Below are 19,799 nucleotides of genomic sequence, written 5' to 3' on the forward strand. Positions count from 1 at the left end.
GTTGGTAAAGGGTCGGTTTTTGTTTTGCGAATTTTGCGAATAACATGATGGCTTTCCCATGCATGGCAGGCCACGGCGATGCGCAAGGTTTTCATGGGCGTGCGGCTGCGGCGCCTGCGCGAGGAGCGCAATCTCACGCAGGTGGCGCTGGCGCAGCTGCTGGGCCTGTCTCCCAGCTACCTGAACCAGATCGAACAGAACCAGCGCCCGCTGACCATGCGCGTGCTGTTGCTGCTGAGCAATGCGCTGGGCGTGGATGCCCGCTCGTTCTCCGACGACGAGCAGGCCCGCATGGTGGCCGCCCTGCGCGAGGTCGCGGACACCATGCCGGCCTCGTCGATGGGCGGCCGCGACGAGGCGCGCATCTCCCAGGCCGAGATCCAGGAGATCGCGGCCAGCATGCCGGCCGTGGGGCGCGCCCTGATCCAGCTGCATCGGCGTCATCGCGAGGCGCTGGAGCGCCTGGAGGCGGCCGCCGAGGTCGCCTATCCCGAACAGCACGCCGAACGGCACGCGGAACAGGACGGCCGTTCGCCGCGCGCCGCGGGCATCGCGCTGCCGGCCCAGCCCTACGAGGAAGCGCGCGACTTCTTCTTCACGCACCACAACCATTTCGCCGAACTGGACATCCGCGCGGAGCAATGCCATGCCGCGTGGGGATTGGCCGGCACGGCGCCCGACGACCTGCCGGCCAGCCTGGCACGGCGCCTGCGCGAGCGGCATGGCGTGGCCGTGGTGGTGCCGACCGAGGCCACGCCCTGGCAGCGCCGCTACGACGCGGCCGGCGGGACGCTGGCCCTGTCGCCGCAACTGGAGTCCGGGCAGCGGGCCTTCCAGATGGCGGTGCAACTGGCCTTCCTGGAGCTGCGGCCCACGCTGGACCGCATGGCCGACGCGCCGCGTTTTTCCGACGAGGCCGTGCGCGGGTTGGTGCGCGTCGGCCTGGCCAACCATTTCGCCGCGGCGCTGATCCTGCCGCATGGGCGCTTCCGGGACGCGGCCGAAGCGCTGCGCTACGACATCGAACTGCTGGGACAGCGTTTCGGCGTCAGCTTCGAGACCGTCTGCCATCGCCTGAGCACCATGCAGCGTCCCCAGGACCGCGGCGTGCCGTTCTTCTTCATCCGCGTCGACCGGGCCGGCAATGTCTCGAAGCGGCAGTCGGCCGCCCAGTTCCATTTCTCGCGGGTCGGCGGGACCTGTCCGCTGTGGAGCGTCTACGAGGCGTTCTCCCATCCCGGGCGCATCCGCCGGCAGCTGGCGCGCATGCCGGACGGGCGGGTGTACCTGTGGGTGGCGCGCACGGTATCGCGCCGGCCCGGCGGCTTCGGCCAGCCGGGCAAGCACTTCGCCGTGGCGCTCGGCTGCGACGTCGAGCACGCGCACCGGCTGGTGTATGCGAAGGGGTTGGACTTGAACGATCCCGACGTGCCCACGCCGATCGGCATGGGCTGCCGCGTGTGCGAGCGCCCGGCGTGTCCGCAGCGCGCGTTCCCGTACATCGGCCGGGGGCTGGGCGCCAGCGAGGACGTGACCGGCTTCGTGCCGTACCCGATGGCCGAGCCGCTGTAGCGGGGGTGGTTCCGTCCCGGGCAAAAATGCGCCGGCCCGCTGAAGAGCGGGCGCGGACGCGGGGCACCGCGCCCGTCGCAGGCCTTACTTCGCCTTGCCCTGCTGGAACAGGTTGTCCAGCTGCGATTCGAACGCGTGGTAGCCGATGCGGTCGTACAGCTCGTCGCGCGTCTGCATCAGGTCGACCACGTTCTTCTGGTGGCCGTCGCGGCGGATGGCGGTGTAGACCGCTTCCGCGGCCTTGTTCATGGCGCGGAAGGCCGACAGCGGATACAGCACGATGCCCACGCCCACGCTGCCCAGTTCCTCGACCGAGAACAGCGGCGTCTTGCCGAATTCGGTGATGTTGGCCAGCACCGGCACGTTCACTTCCTTCACGAAGCGCTCGTAGGTGGGCAGGTCGTAGGCGGCCTCGGCGAAGATCGCGTCGGCGCCGGCCGCGACGCAGGCATGCGCGCGCTCGATGGCCGCGTCCACGCCGTGCGACGCGATGGCGTCTGTGCGGGCGATCAGGAAGAAGTCGGAATCGGTGCGCGCGTCGGCGGCGGCCTTCACGCGGTCGGCCATCTCTTCGGTGGAGACGATTTCCTTGCCCGGGCGATGGCCGCAGCGCTTGGCGCCGACCTGGTCCTCGATGTGGCACGCGGCCGCGCCGAACTTGATCAGGCTCTTGACCGTGCGGGCGATGTTGAAGGCCGAGGGGCCGAAGCCGGTGTCGATGTCCACCATCAGGGGCAGGTCGCACACGTCGGTGATGCGGCGCACGTCGGTCAGCACGTCGTCCAGCGTGTTGATGCCCAGGTCCGGCAGGCCCAGCGACCCCGCGGCCACGCCGCCCCCCGACAGGTAGATGGCGCGGTAGCCCGCGCGCCTGGCCAGCAGGGCGTGGTTGGCGTTGATGGCGCCGATGACCTGCAGGGGCTTTTCTTCGGCGAGCGCGCGGCGGAACAGGGCGCCGGGGGATTCGGGTCTGGACATGCGAGGGTCTCCGCTGGATGCGCCGCGCGTCGCGTAGGCGCGCGGTCGTGCCGTGGGCACGCGGAAGAATTTCCGGTGCCGGCAATAAATCTGCCTCTTGCGTCGCACGATGGGTGGGAAGGGGCAGGTTTATTGCCGCCGCGAGGCGGCGGGAAGCGCGCTGCCGAGGGGGCAGTGCGCGAACGGCCGGGCTGCGGGCCCGTGCCGTCCATCGGGCGGGCTGGCGCCCGCCCCGGCCTGCTTACTTCAGCAGGTCTTTCACGCCGTCGCGCTCTTCGAGCAGCTCTTTCAGCGTGAAGTCCAGGCGCTCGCGCGAGAAGGCGTCGATTTCCAGGCCTTCGACGCGCTTGTACTCGCCGTTCTCGGTGGTGACGGGCACGCCGTAGACGATGCCTTCGGGGATGCCGTACGAGCCATCCGAGGGCACGCCCATGGTGACCCACTTGCCGTTGCTGCCCAGGACCCAGTCACGCACGTGGTCGATGGCGGCGTTGGCGGCCGAGGCGGCCGACGACAGGCCGCGCGCTTCGATGATGGCGGCGCCGCGCTTGCCCACGGTGGGGATGAACGTCTCGCGGTTCCACTGCTGGTCGTTGATCAGCTTGTCCAGGCTGTCGCCGCCGACCGTGGCGAAGCGCGTGTCGGGGTACATCGTGGGCGAGTGGTTGCCCCAGACGATCAGCTTCTCGATGTCGCCGACGGCCTTGCCCGACTTGGCGGCCAGTTGCGACAGGGCGCGGTTGTGGTCCAGGCGCAGCATGGCGGTGAAGTTCTTGGCCGGCAGGTCCGGGGCCGACTTCATGGCGATGTAGGCGTTGGTGTTGGCCGGGTTGCCGACCACCAGCACCTTCACGTCGCGGCTGGCGACTTCGTTCAGGGCCTTGCCCTGGGCGGTGAAGATCTGGGCGTTGACGGTCAGCAGGTCCTTGCGCTCCATGCCGGGGCCGCGGGGGCGGGCGCCCACCAGCAGGGCCACGTCGGCGTCCTTGAACGCGGTGCGCGGGTCGCTGTGCGCCGTGACTTCCTGCAGCAGCGGGAAGGCGCAGTCGTCCAGTTCCATGATGACGCCCTTGAGCGCCTTCTGGGCCTTTTCGTCGGGGATTTCCAGCAGTTGCAGGATGACCGGCTGGTCCTTGCCCAGCATTTCGCCGGAGGCGATGCGGAACAGCAGGGCGTAACCAATCTGGCCGGCGGCGCCGGTGACGGCGACTCGCATGGCGGGCTTAGACATGAACATATCTCCGGTAATGGATAGAGCGAAAAATCGCGTCTGTGAGTGTAATCCCTGGACCTGCGATCGCGTGCCGCGCGCGGTCTCCGAATGGACGGCATCCTAGATCGGATTTCCGCAAGCGTCAATTGATCTTATATCTTATATAAGACATAAGACGTTGGACAGGGGTCAGCCGCCTGTGCGACAATGCACCGTTTGTTCGGAACCGCTGTAACCAACCGGCGAACGAACGCGAATTCCACCCGTACACTCATGGCAGACTCCCGGCCCGAACCCCTGTTGCGCGCCGCCAGACCGGCGGCCGAGGGCGCCGCATTCAGCCCGCTTTATCGCCAGATCAAGGCGTTGCTGGTGCAGAGCCTGGATCGCGGCGAATGGAAGCCCGGCGAGCTGATCCCCAGCGAGATCGACCTGGCGGCCCGTTTCCAGGTCAGCCAGGGCACGGTGCGCAAGGCGGTCGACGAACTGGCGGCCGAGCACATGCTGCTGCGCCGCCAGGGCAAGGGCACCTTCGTCGCCACCCACCATGAAGCGCGCGTGCGCTACCGCTTCCTGCGCCTGGCGCCGGACGAGCCCGTCGAGGCCGGCCGCGCGGAAGCCGGCCGTGGCGAATCCGGCGGCGCCGATGCCGGCCGCGCCGAGAGCCGCATCCTCGAGTGTCGTCGCCTGCGCGCGCCCGCCGAGATCGCCCGTGCGCTGGACGTGCGGGCTGGGGAAACCGTCGTCACCATCCGCCGCCTGCTCTGCATGAACCAGTCGCCCACCGTGGTGGACGACATCTGGCTGCCCGGCGGCCCTTTCCGCGGCCTGACGCTCGAACTGCTGTCGGCCAGCAAGGCGCCCATGTATGGCCTGTTCGAGTCCGAATTCGGCGTGAGCATGGTACGTGCTGACGAGAAGCTGCGCGCGGTGGCCGCCGGCGCCGACATCGCGGCGCTGCTGCAGGTCCAGCCGGGCCAGCCGCTGCTGCAGGTCGACCGCATCTCGTACACCTACGGGGACCGCCCCATGGAGGTGCGCCGCGGCCTCTACCTGACCGATCACTATCACTACCGCAATAGCCTCAATTGATGAATATTTTCCGTACCATTTGATACCAAGCCGATCTCTGGGCGAAAATAGCGGGGTTTGCCCGAACAGGCACCCCGTTCTTTCGCCGTCGCGATTTCCCTAGTTCCGAAACATCGAGGCCGTCAATGTCCGACTCAGCTGCTAAGCCGCGTCCGCAGTTTCGCAATATCAGCGTTCCGCAAATCCTGAGCTACCGCCTGCCCCTGGCCGGCAAGCTGTCCATCCTGCACCGCGTCAGCGGCGCGTTGCTGTTCCTCTGTCTGCCCTTGGTCATCGTGCCGCTGTTCGCGGCCAGCGTGACCTCGGCCGAGAGCTTCGCGCAGGTTGCCCGGTACTTCGACAACGTGCTGGTCAAGCTGGTCGTGCTGGTGCTGGTGTGGGGCTACCTGCATCACTTCTGTGCCGGCATCCGCTACCTGATGCTGGACCTGCACATGGGCATCGACAAGGAGTCGGCCAAGAAGAGCGCGGGCGTGGTCTTCGGCGTCAGCCTGGCCCTGACCGTCGTGTTCGCCCTCAAACTGTTCGGAGCGTTCTAAATGGCTGCCAAGAATTACGGTCCCAAGCGCCTGGTCGTCGGCGCCCACTACGGCACCAAGGACTTCCTCATCCAGCGCATCACCGCCATCATCATGGCCGTGTACACGCTGGTGCTGATCGTCGGCGCGTTCGCCATGCCGGCCTTCACCTTCGAACACTGGCAAGCCCTGTTCACGTTCCACGTGTTCGCGCTGCCCGTCGGCCAGATCCTGGCGACGCTCGCTTTCTTTGCGCTGGCCTATCACGCCTGGATCGGCGTGCGGGACATCTGGATGGACTATGTGCAGCCGGTCGGCGTGCGCCTGCTGCTGCAGGTGCTGACCCTTCTGTGGCTGATCGGTTCCGTCGTCTATTTCGCGCAAATCCTCTGGAGAATCTAAGCCGTGGTCGCTGTCACCAAATCCTTGCCGCGCCGCCAGTTTGATGTGGTGGTCGTGGGCGCCGGCGGAGCCGGCATGCGCTGTTCGCTGCAACTGGCCCAGGCGGGCCTGTCCGTCGCCGTCCTGTCCAAAGTGTTCCCCACCCGCTCGCACACCGTCGCGGCGCAGGGCGGCGTGAGCGCCTCGCTGGGCAACATGAGCGAAGACAACTGGTACTGGCACATGTACGACACCGTCAAGGGGTCGGACTGGCTGGGCGACCAGGACGCCATCGAGTTCATGTGCCGCGAAGCGCCCAGCGCCGTGTACGAGATGGAACACTTCGGCATGCCGTTCGACCGCAACCCGGACGGCACCATCTATCAGCGTCCGTTTGGCGGACACACCGCGAATTTCGGTGAAAAGCCGGTGCAGCGCGCCTGTGCCGCCGCCGACCGTACCGGCCACGCGCTGCTGCACACGCTGTATCAGCGCAACGTCTCGGCCCGCACCCAGTTCTTCGTCGAATGGATGGCGCTGGACCTGCTGCGCAACGAGGCGGGCGACGTCGTGGGCGTGACCGCCCTCGAAATGGAAACGGGCGAAATCTACATCCTCGAAGCCAAGACCACCGTGCTGGCCACGGGCGGCGCGGGCCGTATCTGGGCCGCGTCCACCAACGCCTTCATCAACACCGGCGACGGCCTGGGCATGGCGGCGCGCGCCGGCATCCCGCTGCAGGACATGGAGTTCTGGCAGTTCCACCCCACCGGCGTGGCCGGCGCGGGCGTGCTGATCACCGAAGGCGTGCGCGGCGAGGGCGGCATCCTGCTGAACAAGGACGGCGAGCGCTTCATGGAGCGTTATGCCCCCACGCTGAAGGACCTGGCGCCGCGCGACTTCGTGTCGCGCTCGATGGACCAGGAAATCAAGGAAGGCCGCGGCTGCGGTCCGGACGGCAGCTACGTCGTGCTCAAGCTCGACCACCTGGGCGCCGACGTGATCAACAAGCGCCTGCCGTCGATCCGCGAGATCGCCATCAAGTTCGGCAACGTCGATCCCATCAAGGAACCGATCCCCGTCGTTCCCACCATCCACTACCAGATGGGCGGCATCCCGGCCAACTACCATGGCCAGGTGCTGGAGCGCGTCAACGGCGAGAACAAGGTCATCAACGGCCTGTACGCCATCGGCGAATGCGCGGCGGTGTCGGTGCACGGCGCCAACCGCCTGGGCACGAACTCGCTGCTGGACCTGATCGTGTTCGGCCGCGCCACCGGCAACCACATCGTCGCCTCGCACCCCGAGCGCCAGCGTTCGCACCAATCGGTGCCGAAGGAGTCCCTGGACTTCTCGCTGAACCGCGTCGCCGAACTGGAAAGCCGCACCACGGGTGAAAAGACCCAGGACGTGGCCAACTCCATCCGCTTCTCGATGCAGCGCCACTGCGGCGTGTTCCGCACGCTGGAGCTGCTGAACGAGGGCGTGGGCCAGATCGAGGAACTGGCCGAGCAGGCCAAGCACATCGCCTTCAAGGACAAGTCGAAGGTGTTCAACACCGCCCGCGTCGAGGCGCTGGAACTGGCCAACATGACCGAAGTGGCCCGCGCCACCATCAAGTCGGCCGCCGCCCGCACCGAAAGCCGTGGCGCCCATGCGCTGGACGACCACCCGACTCGCGACGACGAGAACTGGCTCAAGCACACGCTCTGGTATTCGGAAGGCAGCCGCCTCGACTACAAGCCGGTGCAGATGAAGCCGATGACGGTCGAGTCCTTCCCGCCCAAGGCGCGTACCTTCTAAGTCCGGATCCGAGCAAAACCATGAGCAACAAGCGTATCGTCAAGTTCGAAATCTACCGCTACGATCCTGACAAGGACGAGCGTCCGTACATGCAGAAGCTGGAAGTCGAACTCCAGCCCACCGACAAGATGCTGCTCGATGCGCTGGTGCGCATCAAGAACGACGTCGATGACAGCCTGGCCCTGCGCCGCTCGTGCCGTGAAGGCGTGTGCGGTTCCGACGCCATGAACATCAACGGCAAGAACGGCCTGGCCTGCACGACCAACCTGCGCGAGCTGAAGGAACCCATCGTCCTGAAGCCGCTGCCGGGCCTGCCCGTGATCCGCGACCTGATCGTGGACATGACGCACTTCTTCAACCAGTACCACTCGATCCGTCCGTACCTCATCAACGACACGCCGCCGCCCGAACGCGAGCGCCTGCAGTCGCCCGAGGCCCGCGAAGAGCTCGATGGCCTGTACGAGTGCATCCTGTGCGCGTGCTGCTCGACGTCCTGCCCGTCGTTCTGGTGGAACCCGGACAAGTTCGTCGGCCCGGCCGGCCTGCTGCAAGCCTACCGCTTCATCGCCGACAGCCGCGACGAAGCCACCGGCTCGCGCCTGGACAACCTGGAAGACCCGTACCGCCTGTTCCGCTGCCACACCATCATGAACTGCGTCGACGTCTGTCCGAAGGGACTGAACCCGACCAAGGCCATCGGCAAGATCAAGGAACTGATGGTCCGCCGGACGGTCTAGTCCAAGGACGTTTTATCCGGTGAGGAGATTTACATGAGCGGCCTGTCCGAATTGCAAAGGGCGCGTTTGCGTTGGCGGGCACGGCGTGGCCTACTCGAGAACGACCTCATCATTACCCGGTATCTGGATACCTACGAGGACCAGCTTACCGATCAAGACGTAGCCGAGCTGACGCAGCTGTTCGAGATGGGCGACAACGACCTGCTCGACGTGCTGCTGGCGCGCAAGGAACTCGAGGGCGTGTACGACACGCCCCAGTTGCGCGTCATCATCGGTCGGATGCGTCAGCTCTGATCCAACTTGAGGATATTTGTGATGAACCTGTCTGACAAAAAAGCCACCCTGTCCTTCTCGGACGGAAGCCCCTCCGTCGAGTTCCCTGTGTACAAGGGCACTGTCGGTCCCGATGTAGTCGATATCCGCAAGTTGTACGGCCAGACGGGCATGTTCACGTTCGACCCGGGCTTCATGTCGACCGCGGCGTGCGAATCGGGCATCACCTATATCGACGGCGACAAGGGCGAACTGCTGTACCGCGGCTTCCCGATCGAGCAACTGGCCGTCAACTGCGACTTCCTGGACATCTGCTACCTGATCCTGAACGGCGAACTGCCCAATGGCGAGCAGAAGAAGGACTTCGACACCCAGGTCACGCACCACACCCTGGTCAACGAACAGCTGCATTTCTTCCTGCGCGGCTTCCGTCGCGACGCGCACCCGATGGCCGTGCTGACCGGCCTGGTGGGCGCGCTGTCGGCCTTCTATCACGACTCGACCGACATCACCAACCCCGAGCATCGCCACATCTCGGCCATCCGCCTGATCGCCAAGATGCCGACCCTGGTCGCCATGGCGTACAAGTACTCGCAAGGCCAGCCGTTCATCTATCCGCGCAACGACCTGTCGTACACCGGCAACTTCCTGCGCATGATGTTCGCCACGCCGTGCGAAGACTACAAGGTGAACGAAGTGGTCGAGCGCGCGCTGGACCGCATCTTCATCCTGCACGCCGACCACGAGCAGAACGCCTCCACCTCGACCGTGCGCCTGTGCGGTTCGTCGGGCACCAACCCGTTCGCCGCCATCTCGGCCGGCGTGGCGTGCCTGTGGGGCCCGGCCCACGGCGGCGCCAACGAGGCGTGCCTGCAGATGCTGGAAGAGCTGCAGGCCAACGGCGGCGTGGCCAAGGTGGGCGAGTTCATGGAGAAGGTCAAGGACAAGAACTCGGGCGTGCGCCTGATGGGCTTTGGCCACCGCGTCTACAAGAACTACGACCCGCGCGCCAAGCTGATGCAGGAAACCTGCAAGGAAGTGCTGGCCGCCCTGGGCCTGGAAAACGACCCGCTGTTCAAGCTGGCCATGGAACTGGAACGCATCGCCCTGGAAGACCCGTACTTCGTGCAGCGCAAGCTGTACCCGAACGTCGACTTCTACTCGGGTATCGTGCAGCGTGCCATCGGCATCCCCACCTCGCTGTTCACGGCCATCTTCGCGCTGGCCCGCACGGTGGGCTGGATCGCCCAGTGGAACGAAATGCTGTCCGATCCGGACTACAAGATCGGCCGCCCGCGCCAACTGTTCACCGGCCACGTCACTCGCGACGTGCCGGAAATGAACAAGCGCTGAGCGCCGCGCCGCCGGGCCCTCGGCCCGGCACGCAAGGCCCCCGACTGTCGGACGTTCGTCTGATTCTCGGGGGTTTTTCTTTGGGCTGCTCATAGCGCCGCGGCAACGCGGCCGGCGAGGGCGGCGCGCATCGGCGGCTATGCGCTCCCTGCTGCAAAGGCACTGGACACGCTGCCCGCTTCGCCTATCATCCCCGGCATGATTCCTGTCGCCATCCCCTCTGCCGCCGGCCTGCTGTTCCTGTCGTTGTCCTTCATGGCTGGGCTGGCGCTGATCGCCTGGCTGCTGTTGCTGGCGTTGAGCAAGGGCGCGCGCCGGTGGCTGATGAGCAAGCCCTGGATCAAGATCCCTTGTCTGCTGGCGCTGGCCGTGCTGTCGGTGCCCGCCTTGCTGATCCAGTATTGGATGTACACCACGAGCCGGGAATCCGAGCGGCGGGAGGCTGCCTTGCGCGTGACGCTGGCGCAGGCGCAGACCATCGACGGCGTGGCCATGCCGACGGGCACGCGGCTGGTGCTGGACCAGGAAGGGCGGCTGGACACCTACGCCCGGGCCGACTTCGATCCGCCCGCGCTGGCCTATGGCGTGCAGGCCACGCAAATCACGCGCTACCTGGCGTCCGACTACGACGAGCACTACAACGTGGTGCATCGTTATCCCCAGGGCATGGAGATCCGCGGCAAGGGCGTGCAGGCCGTGCAGGAATGGGGTTGCGATGCCTCGCAACCCATGAAGTTCGACGTTGAGGACAAGGGCGCGCGCGTCGCGTTCAGCAACTGCGTGTTGGCGGACGGCAACCGGGCGGGCGACGTCGTGCTGCCGGCCGGTGCGCAGGTGCAGGCCCGCGACGGGCTGACCTACGGCGACGGCCACGTCGAACCGCTGCGCTGGGTGGTCAGCGTGGACGGGCCCGAGCCGCTGAAGGTGGCGGGCCTGCTGCTGGGCCATCCGGCGCTGCATCTGGATGCCCGCCGCCAATTCGTGGGCCTGGAATATGGCGTGCTGGCGTGCGCGATGCCGCTGGGCCCGATGCGCTACCCCGCTGGAACGCTGGTGCGCACGCTGGGCTATCCGCTGAACCGCCAGATGCCCGAGGCCTGGGTCTTCACGCCGGACGTCGGCATGCAGGTGCAGCGCGACGACGGCACGATGGTGGCGGAGGGATCGTCGGTGGTGCAGCGCCTGGACGGCACCGTGCTGGCGGTGGCGCCCAATGCCAGGCTGATGATCGAGCTGTTTCCCAAACTGGAAGTGGGCGGCGTGATGGTGCCCGGGCCGGTGGATTGTCCGCGGGCACCCAAGTAGCCGGCGGCGTGGTCAGCGGCTGGCGAGCCGCGCATGCAGCCGCGCCACCAGGCCGATCAGCGCCTGCACGTCCTCGTCCCGCGTACGCCATGACGACACGCTGATGCGCAGCGCCGGACGGCCCTGCCACACCGTGCCGCCGAACCACGTGTCGCCCGACGCCTGGACCGCCGTGCGCAAGGCATGCGTCTGTTCGTCGGTCTCGCAGCGGAACAGCACCTGGTTCAGCTTCACGTCGTTCAGCACGCGCAACCCGGCCTGCGCCAGCCCCTGCGCGATGCGGCGCGCCTGGGCGCAGTGGCGGTCGATCATCTCGGCCACGCCCTGCCTGCCCAGCGTGCGCAGCGCGGCCCACACCGGAATGCCGCGCGGGCGGCGCGAGAATTCCAGCGTCAGGTTCTTCTGCGCGTCGGCGCTGCCGCTCAGGTAGACGGCGTCGCTGTTCATGGCCTGCGCCAGCGCCTGGCCGTCGCGGCAGATCGTCATGGCGCAGTCGTACGGCGTGTTCAACCACTTGTGCGAATCGGTGGTCCAGCTGTCGGCCTGGTCGATGCCGTCGGTCAGGACCGCCCGCGAGCCGGCGCGGGCCCACAGGCCGAAGGCGCCGTCGACGTGCACCCAGGCGCCGGCCTGGCGGGCCGGCGGGATGATCCGCGCAAACGGATCGAACGCGCCGGTGTTCACCTCGCCGGCCTGCAGGCACAGGATGGTGCGCGCGTCCATCGGCGGCAGGCGTTCGGCGTCGACGCGGCCCTGCTCGTCGACGGGCGCATGGACGATGTGATCCAGTCCGAAGCCCAGCACGCGCAGCGCCTTCCTGACCGTGATGTGGGACAGCTCGGAGATGACCACGCGGATCTGGGGCGCACCGGACAGGCCCTGGCGGTCGTAGTCCCAGCCCTGGCGCGCCAGCAGCGTGCGCCGCGCCGCGACCAGCGCGGTCAGCGTGCAGGCGGTGGCGCTGGTGCCGAAGCCCACGGCGCTGTCGCGCGGCAGGTCCAGCGCCTCCAGCACCCAGCGCGCGGCCACGCGTTCCAGCGTGGCCGAGACCGGCGAGTTGTCGAACGTGGAAGCGCATTGGTCCCAGGCCTGCATGAGCCGCTCGGCCGCGGCGGCGGCGGGCAGCGAGGCGCCGATCACGAAGCCGAAATAGCGCGGCCCGTTCGACGCGGTGGTGCCGGGCGAGCCCACGTCGTCCAGCAACGCCAGCGTGTCGGCCGTGGACAGGCCCTGCGCGGGCAGGGGTTCGTCGAAGGCCGACAGCGCGGCGATGGCGTCGGCAGACGGGAAGACCCGGCGCGTGGCGTTGGATTCGACGTAGCGGCGGCCGCGCGCATCGGCATCGGCAAGCAGTTCCAGTTCAGTCATGCCTGTTTCCTCGAGGATCGTTAGAACGTCCGCCGCAAGGGCGAACACCGGAGCGCTCCGCACGAAGGTGTCTAACCTGGCTGCCGGGTCGCCGCCCAGCTTATCAGCGCGGCCAGGCTGACGACAGCCCCCAGCAGGCAGACGCCTGGCCAACCCGCATGGGCGTAGGCATACGTCCCGCCCAGGGCGCCCAGGCCACTGCCGGCCGCATAGAACAGCATGTACAGGCCGATCAGCCGGCTCGGGGCGTCGGGATGGGCGCGCAGGATCAGGCTCTGGTTGGTTACGTGCAGCGCCTGGGCGCCGAGGTCCAGCAGCAGGATGCCCACCGCCAGTGCCCACAGCGACTGGTTCAACAGCGACAGGGGCCACCACGCCAGCAGCAGCACCGCCAGGGCCGCGCCGCTGGTGCGCTGGGCGTGGCCGCGATCGGCCCACTGGCCGGCACGCGCGGCGGCCAGCGCGCCCGCCACGCCGACCAGGCCGAAGGCACCGATGGCGGTATGCGAGAAGGCGAACGGCGCCGCGCTCAACGGCAGCGACAGCGCGCTCCAGAAGATGTTCAGCGTGGCGAACATCAGCAATGCCAGCATGCCGCGGGTCCGCAGGGCCCAGTCGTGCCGCAGCAGCGACAGCATGGATGACAGCAGGCGAGGGTAGCTGGCCGCGACGGGCGGTGTCGCCAGCACGGGCAGCCGCCGCCACAGCGGCAGGGCGATCGCCAGCATCGCGGCGGCCGAGCAGAAATACACCCCGCGCCAGCCGGCCAGGTCGCCCAGCAGGCCGGACCAGACCCGCGCCAGCAGCAGTCCGACGAATACCCCGCTTTGCGCCGCGCCCACCACCCGGCCCTGGTCGTGCGGCGCGGCGGCGCTGGCCGCATAGGCGATCAGGCCCTGCGTCATGGCGGTTCCCAGCAGGCCGACGGCCAGCATGCCGGCCAGCAGCAGCGGGATCGTGGTGGCGCAGCCCACCAGGATCAATGCGGCGGCCAGCGCCAACAGCTGGCCCGCCATCAGCTTCCTGCGGTCCAGGCGGTCGCCCAGGGGAACGAGCAGCAGCAGGGCCGCGGCACAGCCCGCCTGCGTGGCGGTGACGACACCGCCCACCGCGGCCTGATCGATGCCGAAATCCAGCGCCAGCGCGTCCAGCAAGGGCTGCGCGTAGTACACGTTGGCCACGCTCAGCCCACTGGCCATGGCGAACAGCAGCACCATCGCGCGCGGCATGGCGGCGGGGCGAACGACGGGAATCGGCGGAAACGGGGCTGCGCGCGTGGCGTTCATGGGCCTGGGCTTTCTGGTTTCAAAACAAAACCAGTTGAATGCTACGTGCACCGGTTTTAAAATGCAACTGCCTTGGCCGCCGTGCCGACCCTCCCATTTCCGCCGCTGCCGATCCGGCAAGTTGCCTCCGACACGCCATGCCCAGCCGCCAGACTTCGAACGATCAGCCCTGTCCCGTCGCGCGTTCCGTCGACGTCATGGGAGACCGCTGGTCGCTGTTGATCGTGCGCGATGCCTTCGACGGCCTGCGCCGTTTCAGCGAGTTCCAACGCAGCCTGGGCGTGGCGCGAAACATCCTGGCCGATCGGTTGCGCGGGCTGGTGGCGGCGGGAATCCTCGACATGCAGGAGGCTGCCGACGGCAGCGCCTATCAGGCATATGTGCTGACGGCCAAGGGCGAGAGCCTGTTCCCTGTGGTGGTCGCGTTGCGGCAATGGGGCGAGCGGCACCTGTATGCACGCGGCGAACGCCATTCCACGCTGGTGGACAAGCGCTCGGGCAAGCCGGTCGCCCGCATGGTGCCGCGGGATGCGGACGGCGCGCCGCTTCGGCCGGCGGCGACGGAAGTGCGCAAGCTGTCCTAGCAAGCGCCAAGGCCGCGCTGGCGGCATGCGTACGGAGGGTTGCGGATGCCGGTGCCGAGACGCGGACCCTACAGACCCACGCCGCGCGCCATCATCACCGCGCACAGCGGCAGCAGCACGAACAGGTGCGATTCGATCATCACCCAGCGGCGCGCCCGGCGGATGTCCTCGCGCGCGGGCACGAAGGCGGGGTCGTGCCGCGCCTGCTTGCCCCATCGCAGGAAGCGCAGCGTGGGCGGGATCGAACAGAGCCCGATGACCACGAACAGGCCCATCTTGGCGTGGAACCACGGATTTGGCAGATAGAACACCATGCCCTTGGCACCCAGCGTCAGGCGCAGCACGCCGGAGGCCAGCACGGCGATGGCCGACAGGGCATACAGGCGGTCGTACACGACCAGCCGCCGCACGGTGGCCGGCTGCATGTCGGGCCGCAGCAGGACCGCCTCGGCGGTCAATACCACGACCAGTACGAACAGGGCCAGGAAATGGAACCAGGCGAGCAGGGCGTCCAGCAGCATGGGGGCTCCGGGAAAAGAGGCGCTGCCTGTTTTACCATGGGGGTGGTGTGCCGGCGCCTACAGCCACGGCGCCCCGTCGCCCATCTCGTGCAGCAGTTTCAGGAACTGCTCGGTGCGCGCCGAGCGCGCCTTGCGCGAGGCCACCAGCGCCACGATGTCGGCATCGGGCAGGCGCCAGCCCGGCAGCAGCGCCACCAGCCGGCCCTGGCGCAGCAAGTCGGCCACGTCCCATTCGGAACGCACCAGCACGCCCATGCCCGCCTGCGCCCATTGCCGCGCGGTGCCGCCGTCGTTGCAGGCCAGCGCGGGCTCGATGCGCAGCGTGGCGGTGGCGCCGTCGTCGTGATGGAAGCGCCACAGCGTGACGTCCTCGTCGTTCTCGCGCAGGGCGATGCAGTCGTGCTGTCGCAGTTCGTCGGGGTGGCGGGGCGTGCCGCGCCGCTTCAGGTAGGCGGGCGCGGCGCAAAGGATGCGCCGGTTGCGCGCCAGGCGGTGCATGACCAGGGCGGAGTCGCGCAGTTCGCCGATGTGGATCAGCACGTCCCAGGTGTCCGCGGCCAGGCTGGCGGGCCGGTCCGACAGCAACAGGGTGGCGGTGATCTCGGGATGCAGGCGGCGAAAGCGCGCGATGACGGGCGCCACGTACTGCTGCCCAAAGCCCAGCGGCGCCACCACCTTCAGGTGGCCGGACACCTGGCCGCGACGGCCGGCCAGCGCATCGGCCAGACCGTGGATGTCGCTGCAGATACGGCGCGCGCGTTCGGCCAGCAGCTCGCCTTCGTCCGTCAGCGCCATGCGGCGGCCCGAGCGGTCGATCAGGCCGATGCCCAGGCGCTTTTCCAGGCCGCTCAAACGCTGCGTGACGGCGGACGGCGTCACGTCCAGCCGGCGCGCCGCGTCGGCCAGCGTGTGGGACGCGGCCAGCGCCAGGAAGAATTGCAGGTCGTCGCTGTTCAGCATGGTTAAGCCATGACTTAATCAATGATTAAGAAGTGATTAAACACCAAAGGTGACGGCAGTCGCATACTGGGCCATCCGAGACTTGTTTTTCCCTGAACCGCCGTATCCACCATCGAGAGACCTATCGTGCGACGCCTGCTTTCCGCAGTCCTGTTCCTGATCGCCACTTCCTGCCTGGCCACGGCCCCCGCGCGCGCGGCCGAGACCGACTGGCCCACCAGACCGGTCACCGTCATCGTGGCCTCGGCCGCGGGCGGCTCGGCCGACGTGCTCACGCGGCTGGTGCTGAACCGGCTGAGCGCGGCCACGGGCGCCACGTTCGTCGTCGAGAACCGGCCCGGCGCCGCAGGCAGCATCGGCATGATGCAGATCACGCGCGCCAAGCCGGACGGCTATACGCTGGGCTACGGCAACATCAACACGCTGGCGGTGAACCCGGCCCTGTTCAACAAGCTGCCGTACGACGCCAACAAGGACTTCGTGGTGGTCGGCCGCATGTTCGACGTGTACAACCTGCTGGTGGTCAGCGCCGACTCGCCCGCGCGCAGCGTGAACGACCTGATCGCGCTGGCCAAGTCCAAGCCCGGCGGCCTGTCGTATGGCGCCGCGGGCATCGGCAGCAGCGGCCACATGGGCGGCGAGCTGTTCAAGCACATGGCCGGCGTCGACGCCATGTTCGTGCCCTACAACGGCGATCCGGCCTCGCTGTCCGACCTGGCGGGCGGCCGCATCGACTACAGCTTCACCAACGCGTCGGTGGCGTGGCCGCTGGTGCAGAGCGGCAAGCTGCGCGCACTGGCCATCACCAGCCGCGACCGCGTGCCGTTCTTCCCCGACCTGCCCACGCTGAACGAATCCGGCCTGTCCGGCTACGAAAACGTCTCATGGGGCGGCCTGGTGTTCCCGCGCGGCACGCCCGACGCCATCGTGCAGAAGCTGTCCGGGCAATTGCAGAAGGTGCTGGCCAGCGACGGCCTGCGCGACGACCTGAGCAAGCTCAGCGCGCGTCCCGGCGAAGGCGACCGCGAGGCGTTCGTGCGCTACATCGCGGCCGAACAGAGGAAGTGGGCCGACCTCATCGATGCCGCCCACATCGAGAAGCAGAACTGACGCCGGCCATGAACACCTCTTCCGCATCCCCACGCATCGCCATCCTGGGCTTTGCGATCGAGTCCAACCGCTTCGCGCCGGTGTCGGACCGTGCCGATTTCGAGTCGCGCGCCTATCTCGCGGGCGAGGCCCTGCTGGCCGACGCGCGCAGCGCCGCGCCCGCCATGACGCCTGAGATTCCCGCCTTCTTGCGCGAGATGGACCAGCGCGGCGCCTGGACGCCCGTGCCCATCCTGTTCGCCAACGCCGAATCGGGCGGGCCGGTGGCGCATGCCTTCTTCGAGGACACGCTGGCGCGCTTCGAAGCGGGCCTGCGGACCGCGCTGCCCGTGGATGCGGTGTACATCTGCGAGCACGGGGCGGCCATCACCACCGAAGAACAGGATCCCGACGGCGTCGTCTTCGAACGCGTGCGCGCCATCGTGGGGCCCGACGTGCCTGTCGTGGCGACGGTGGACCTGCATGCCAACGTGTCGGACCGCATGGTCGAGCAGGTGGACGTGCTGATCTCGTACCGCCGCAATCCGCACACCGACATGGCCGAGCGCGGCGCCGAGGCGGCGCGGGTGCTGGGCGAGCTGATGGCGGGATTGCGGGTCGAGGTCGCGCACCTGCGCATGCCCGTGGTGGCGCCGCCCACGCAGCTGCTGACGGCGCCTGGCACGGGGCCGTACGCCGACATGATCCAGGCCGCCGAGGCCATGACCGATCCGCGCCTGGTCAACGTGTCGGTGGTCGGCGGCTTCGCGTATGGGGATACCTTCAAGAACGGCCTGACGGTGATCGTCACCACGCGCGGCGACGGCGATTTCGCGCGGCGCACCGCCGAGGGCCTGGCGGCGCACGCCTGGCGCGAGCGCGCCGCGTTCACGCCCGAGCTGGTGCCGCTGCCGGATGCCGTCGAGCTGGCGCGCCGCGCGGGCGAGGACGCGAACGCGCCCGCCGTGCTGCTGGCCGACGTGGCCGACAATCCCGGCGGCGGGGCGCGCGGCAATACGCCGTTCATCCTGCAGGCGCTGCTGGCGGGCGGTGTGCGCGAGGCGATCCTCGGCGTGGTGACCGACCCGGCGCTGGCGGCCGAGGCCCACGCGCTGGGCGAGGGCGCCGCGCTGACGGCACGCTTCAACCGCGACGAGACCACCGTGTACTCGGACGCCTTCGAGGCGCCCGCCACCGTGCTGAAGCTGCATGACGGTGGCGGGGTCGGTCGGCGGGGCCAACTGGCCGGCTGCCGCTACAACCTGGGCCCGTCGGTGCTGCTGCAGGTGGGCGGCGTGCGGGTCGTGGTGATCACCCACCGCCACCAGTGCCACGAGCCGAGCTTCTTCGAAATGTTCGGCGTGGACATCGGCGCCGCGCGCACCGTGGTGGTCAAGTCGCGCGGCCACTTCCGCGCGGCCTTCGACGAATTCTTTCCGCCCGCGCAAATCTACAATGTGGATGCCCCGGGCCTGACCTCGCCCTTGCTCAACCGTTTCGATTTCCGCCGCCTGCCACGGCCCGTCGTGCCCATGGATGCCCTGGACGACTGGACGCCGCGGGCGCGCCTGCTGGACCCTGACAGGAAGTTCTCATGATTCAAGACAAGACGGTGCACGCCCCGACGCTGCATTCCCTGGACACGCCCTGCCTGGTGCTGGACGAGCCGCGCATGGACGCCAACATCGAGCGGCTGAAGGCGCGCATGGCGCGGCTGGGTGTGGCGCTGCGCCCGCACCTGAAGACGCCGAAGTCCATCGAGGTGGCGCGGCGCGTGATGGCTTCGCCGGAGGGCCCCGCCACCGTTTCCACCCTGCAGGAAGCCGAGCAGTTCGCCCAGGCCGGCGTGCGCGACATCCTGTATGCCGTGGGCATCTCCGCGTCCAAGCTGGACCGCGTGCTGGCGCTGCGCGCCGCCGGCACCGACCTGACGGTGGTGGTGGACAGCCTGGCCGCCGCGCAGGCCGTCGCCGAGCGCTCGCGCGCCGAAGGCACGCGCATCCCCGCGCTGATCGAGATCGATTGCGACGGCCACCGCGCAGGCGTGCGTCCGGACCAGACCGAACAGCTGCAGGCCATCGGCCGCGCGCTGCACGAGGGCGGCGCCGAGCTGCGCGGCGTGATGACGCACGCGGGCGAGTCGTACAACTCGCGCGACGTGGACGGCATCCGCGCGATGGCCGAGCAGGAGCGCCGCGCGGCCGTGGACGCGGCCCAGGCGCTGCGCGCCGCCGGGCTGCCGTGCCCCGTGGTCAGCGTGGGCTCGACGCCCACCGCCATGTATGCCGAGAACCTGGAGGGCGTGACGGAAGTGCGCGCCGGCGTGTTCGTGTTCTTCGACCTGGTGATGGCCGGACTGGACGTGTGCAGGCAGGAGGACGTGGCGCTGTCGGTGCTGACCACCGTCATCGGCCACCAGCCCGACAAGGGCTGGATCCTGGTGGACGCCGGCTGGATGGCCATGTCGCGCGACCGCGGCACCTCGAAGCAGGCGGTGGACCAGTACTACGGCGTGGTCTGCGACCTGGAAGGCCGGCCGCTGGGCGACCTGGTGCTCAAGGACACCAACCAGGAGCAGGGCATCATCACGCTGCGCCCCGGCAGCCAGGCCGCGGCCACCGACGTGCCGCTGGGCACGCGCCTGCGCATCCTGCCCAACCATGCCTGCGCCACGGGCGCGCAGCACGACGCCTACCAGGTCGTGCGCGGCGCGTCGCCCGAGGTCGTGGGCACGTGGACGCGTTTCCGCGGCTGGTGAATGGGGCG

Annotated in this window: 19 protein-coding genes; 13 read left to right on the top strand and 6 right to left on the bottom strand. The window is 68.4% G+C overall.

Annotated elements, in window-relative coordinates; translation table 11 throughout:
* The first annotated feature begins 78 nt into the window (after positions 1-78).
* Positions 79-1,572: a short-chain fatty acyl-CoA regulator family protein gene (locus tag FS845_RS20570; RefSeq protein ID WP_144638804.1), complete on the top strand. Its 1,494-nt coding sequence runs from the start codon at positions 79-81 to the stop codon at positions 1,570-1,572.
* Between the two features lie 84 nt (positions 1,573-1,656).
* Here the strand turns inward: FS845_RS20570 and prpB are convergent, their stop codons facing one another.
* Positions 1,657-2,550, bottom strand: coding sequence for a methylisocitrate lyase (prpB, locus tag FS845_RS20575; RefSeq protein WP_144638806.1), 894 nt, complete (start codon positions 2,548-2,550; stop codon positions 1,657-1,659).
* Between the two features lie 241 nt (positions 2,551-2,791).
* Positions 2,792-3,781: a malate dehydrogenase gene (locus FS845_RS20580; protein ID WP_144638808.1), complete on the bottom strand. Its 990-nt coding sequence runs from the start codon at positions 3,779-3,781 to the stop codon at positions 2,792-2,794.
* Positions 3,782-4,036: 255 nt separating this feature from the next.
* On the opposite strand from FS845_RS20580, the gene FS845_RS20585 reads away from it, so the two are divergent.
* From FS845_RS20585 to FS845_RS20620, 8 genes are all read left to right on the top strand, one after another.
* Positions 4,037-4,855, top strand: a complete 819-nt coding sequence (locus FS845_RS20585; RefSeq protein WP_144638810.1) for a GntR family transcriptional regulator — start codon at positions 4,037-4,039, stop codon at positions 4,853-4,855.
* A 125-nt stretch (positions 4,856-4,980) separates the two neighbouring features.
* On the top strand, positions 4,981-5,394 hold the full coding sequence (sdhC, locus tag FS845_RS20590) for a succinate dehydrogenase, cytochrome b556 subunit (RefSeq protein ID WP_144638812.1): 414 nt from the start codon (positions 4,981-4,983) through the stop codon (positions 5,392-5,394).
* Positions 5,395-5,775 carry a succinate dehydrogenase, hydrophobic membrane anchor protein gene (sdhD, locus tag FS845_RS20595; protein WP_144638814.1) on the top strand — a complete coding sequence of 127 codons (381 nt, stop codon included), beginning with the start codon at positions 5,395-5,397 and terminating at the stop codon, positions 5,773-5,775.
* 3 nt (positions 5,776-5,778) lie between these two features.
* A complete protein-coding gene (gene sdhA, locus FS845_RS20600) occupies positions 5,779-7,557 on the top strand; it encodes a succinate dehydrogenase flavoprotein subunit (RefSeq protein WP_144638816.1) in 1,779 nt (592 codons plus the stop codon).
* 20 nt (positions 7,558-7,577) lie between these two features.
* Positions 7,578-8,294: a succinate dehydrogenase iron-sulfur subunit gene (locus tag FS845_RS20605; protein ID WP_066410238.1), complete on the top strand. Its 717-nt coding sequence runs from the start codon at positions 7,578-7,580 to the stop codon at positions 8,292-8,294.
* A 33-nt stretch (positions 8,295-8,327) separates the two neighbouring features.
* On the top strand, positions 8,328-8,588 hold the full coding sequence (locus FS845_RS20610; RefSeq protein ID WP_144638818.1) for a succinate dehydrogenase assembly factor 2: 261 nt from the start codon (positions 8,328-8,330) through the stop codon (positions 8,586-8,588).
* Positions 8,589-8,609: 21 nt separating this feature from the next.
* On the top strand, positions 8,610-9,920 hold the full coding sequence (locus tag FS845_RS20615; RefSeq protein ID WP_144638820.1) for a citrate synthase: 1,311 nt from the start codon (positions 8,610-8,612) through the stop codon (positions 9,918-9,920).
* Between the two features lie 198 nt (positions 9,921-10,118).
* Positions 10,119-11,225 carry a hypothetical protein gene (locus FS845_RS20620; RefSeq protein WP_144638822.1) on the top strand — a complete coding sequence of 369 codons (1,107 nt, stop codon included), beginning with the start codon at positions 10,119-10,121 and terminating at the stop codon, positions 11,223-11,225.
* Positions 11,226-11,237: 12 nt separating this feature from the next.
* On the opposite strand, the gene FS845_RS20625 is transcribed toward FS845_RS20620, so the two are convergent.
* Positions 11,238-12,593 (bottom strand): pyridoxal phosphate-dependent decarboxylase family protein, encoded by a 1,356-nt coding sequence (locus FS845_RS20625; RefSeq protein WP_144638824.1) that lies wholly within the window; start codon positions 12,591-12,593, stop codon positions 11,238-11,240.
* A 71-nt stretch (positions 12,594-12,664) separates the two neighbouring features.
* Positions 12,665-13,879 carry an MFS transporter gene (locus FS845_RS20630; RefSeq protein WP_144638826.1) on the bottom strand — a complete coding sequence of 405 codons (1,215 nt, stop codon included), beginning with the start codon at positions 13,877-13,879 and terminating at the stop codon, positions 12,665-12,667.
* A gap of 137 nt (positions 13,880-14,016) precedes the next feature.
* Between FS845_RS20630 and FS845_RS20635 the strand changes: the two genes are divergently transcribed.
* Positions 14,017-14,463 carry a winged helix-turn-helix transcriptional regulator gene (locus tag FS845_RS20635; protein WP_144638828.1) on the top strand — a complete coding sequence of 149 codons (447 nt, stop codon included), beginning with the start codon at positions 14,017-14,019 and terminating at the stop codon, positions 14,461-14,463.
* A gap of 68 nt (positions 14,464-14,531) precedes the next feature.
* Here FS845_RS20635 and FS845_RS20640 read toward each other — a convergent pair whose 3' ends face one another.
* Together FS845_RS20640 and FS845_RS20645 are read right to left on the bottom strand one after the other, a co-directional pair.
* The gene (locus FS845_RS20640) at positions 14,532-14,984 is read right to left on the bottom strand and encodes a DUF2214 family protein (protein ID WP_144638830.1); all 453 of its coding nucleotides are present in this window, start codon (positions 14,982-14,984) and stop codon (positions 14,532-14,534) included.
* Positions 14,985-15,041: 57 nt separating this feature from the next.
* Positions 15,042-15,944 (bottom strand): LysR family transcriptional regulator, encoded by a 903-nt coding sequence (locus FS845_RS20645; RefSeq protein WP_144638832.1) that lies wholly within the window; start codon positions 15,942-15,944, stop codon positions 15,042-15,044.
* Between the two features lie 126 nt (positions 15,945-16,070).
* Here FS845_RS20645 and FS845_RS20650 point away from each other — a divergent pair, with 126 nt between their 5' ends.
* The 3 genes from FS845_RS20650 to FS845_RS20660 are packed head-to-tail and all read left to right on the top strand — an operon-like array spanning position 16,071 to position 19,791.
* Positions 16,071-17,054 carry a Bug family tripartite tricarboxylate transporter substrate binding protein gene (locus tag FS845_RS20650; RefSeq protein WP_260986378.1) on the top strand — a complete coding sequence of 328 codons (984 nt, stop codon included), beginning with the start codon at positions 16,071-16,073 and terminating at the stop codon, positions 17,052-17,054.
* 8 nt (positions 17,055-17,062) lie between these two features.
* Positions 17,063-18,631 carry a M81 family metallopeptidase gene (locus FS845_RS20655; RefSeq protein ID WP_144638835.1) on the top strand — a complete coding sequence of 523 codons (1,569 nt, stop codon included), beginning with the start codon at positions 17,063-17,065 and terminating at the stop codon, positions 18,629-18,631.
* Positions 18,628-19,791, top strand: a complete 1,164-nt coding sequence (locus FS845_RS20660; protein ID WP_144638837.1) for a DSD1 family PLP-dependent enzyme — start codon at positions 18,628-18,630, stop codon at positions 19,789-19,791. Before FS845_RS20655 ends, FS845_RS20660 begins: the two co-directional genes overlap by 4 nt.
* Positions 19,792-19,799 lie beyond the last annotated feature (8 nt).

Origin of the sequence: Bordetella genomosp. 13 (assembly GCF_007679965.1) — a bacterium.
GTDB lineage: Bacteria > Pseudomonadota > Gammaproteobacteria > Burkholderiales > Burkholderiaceae_B > Bordetella.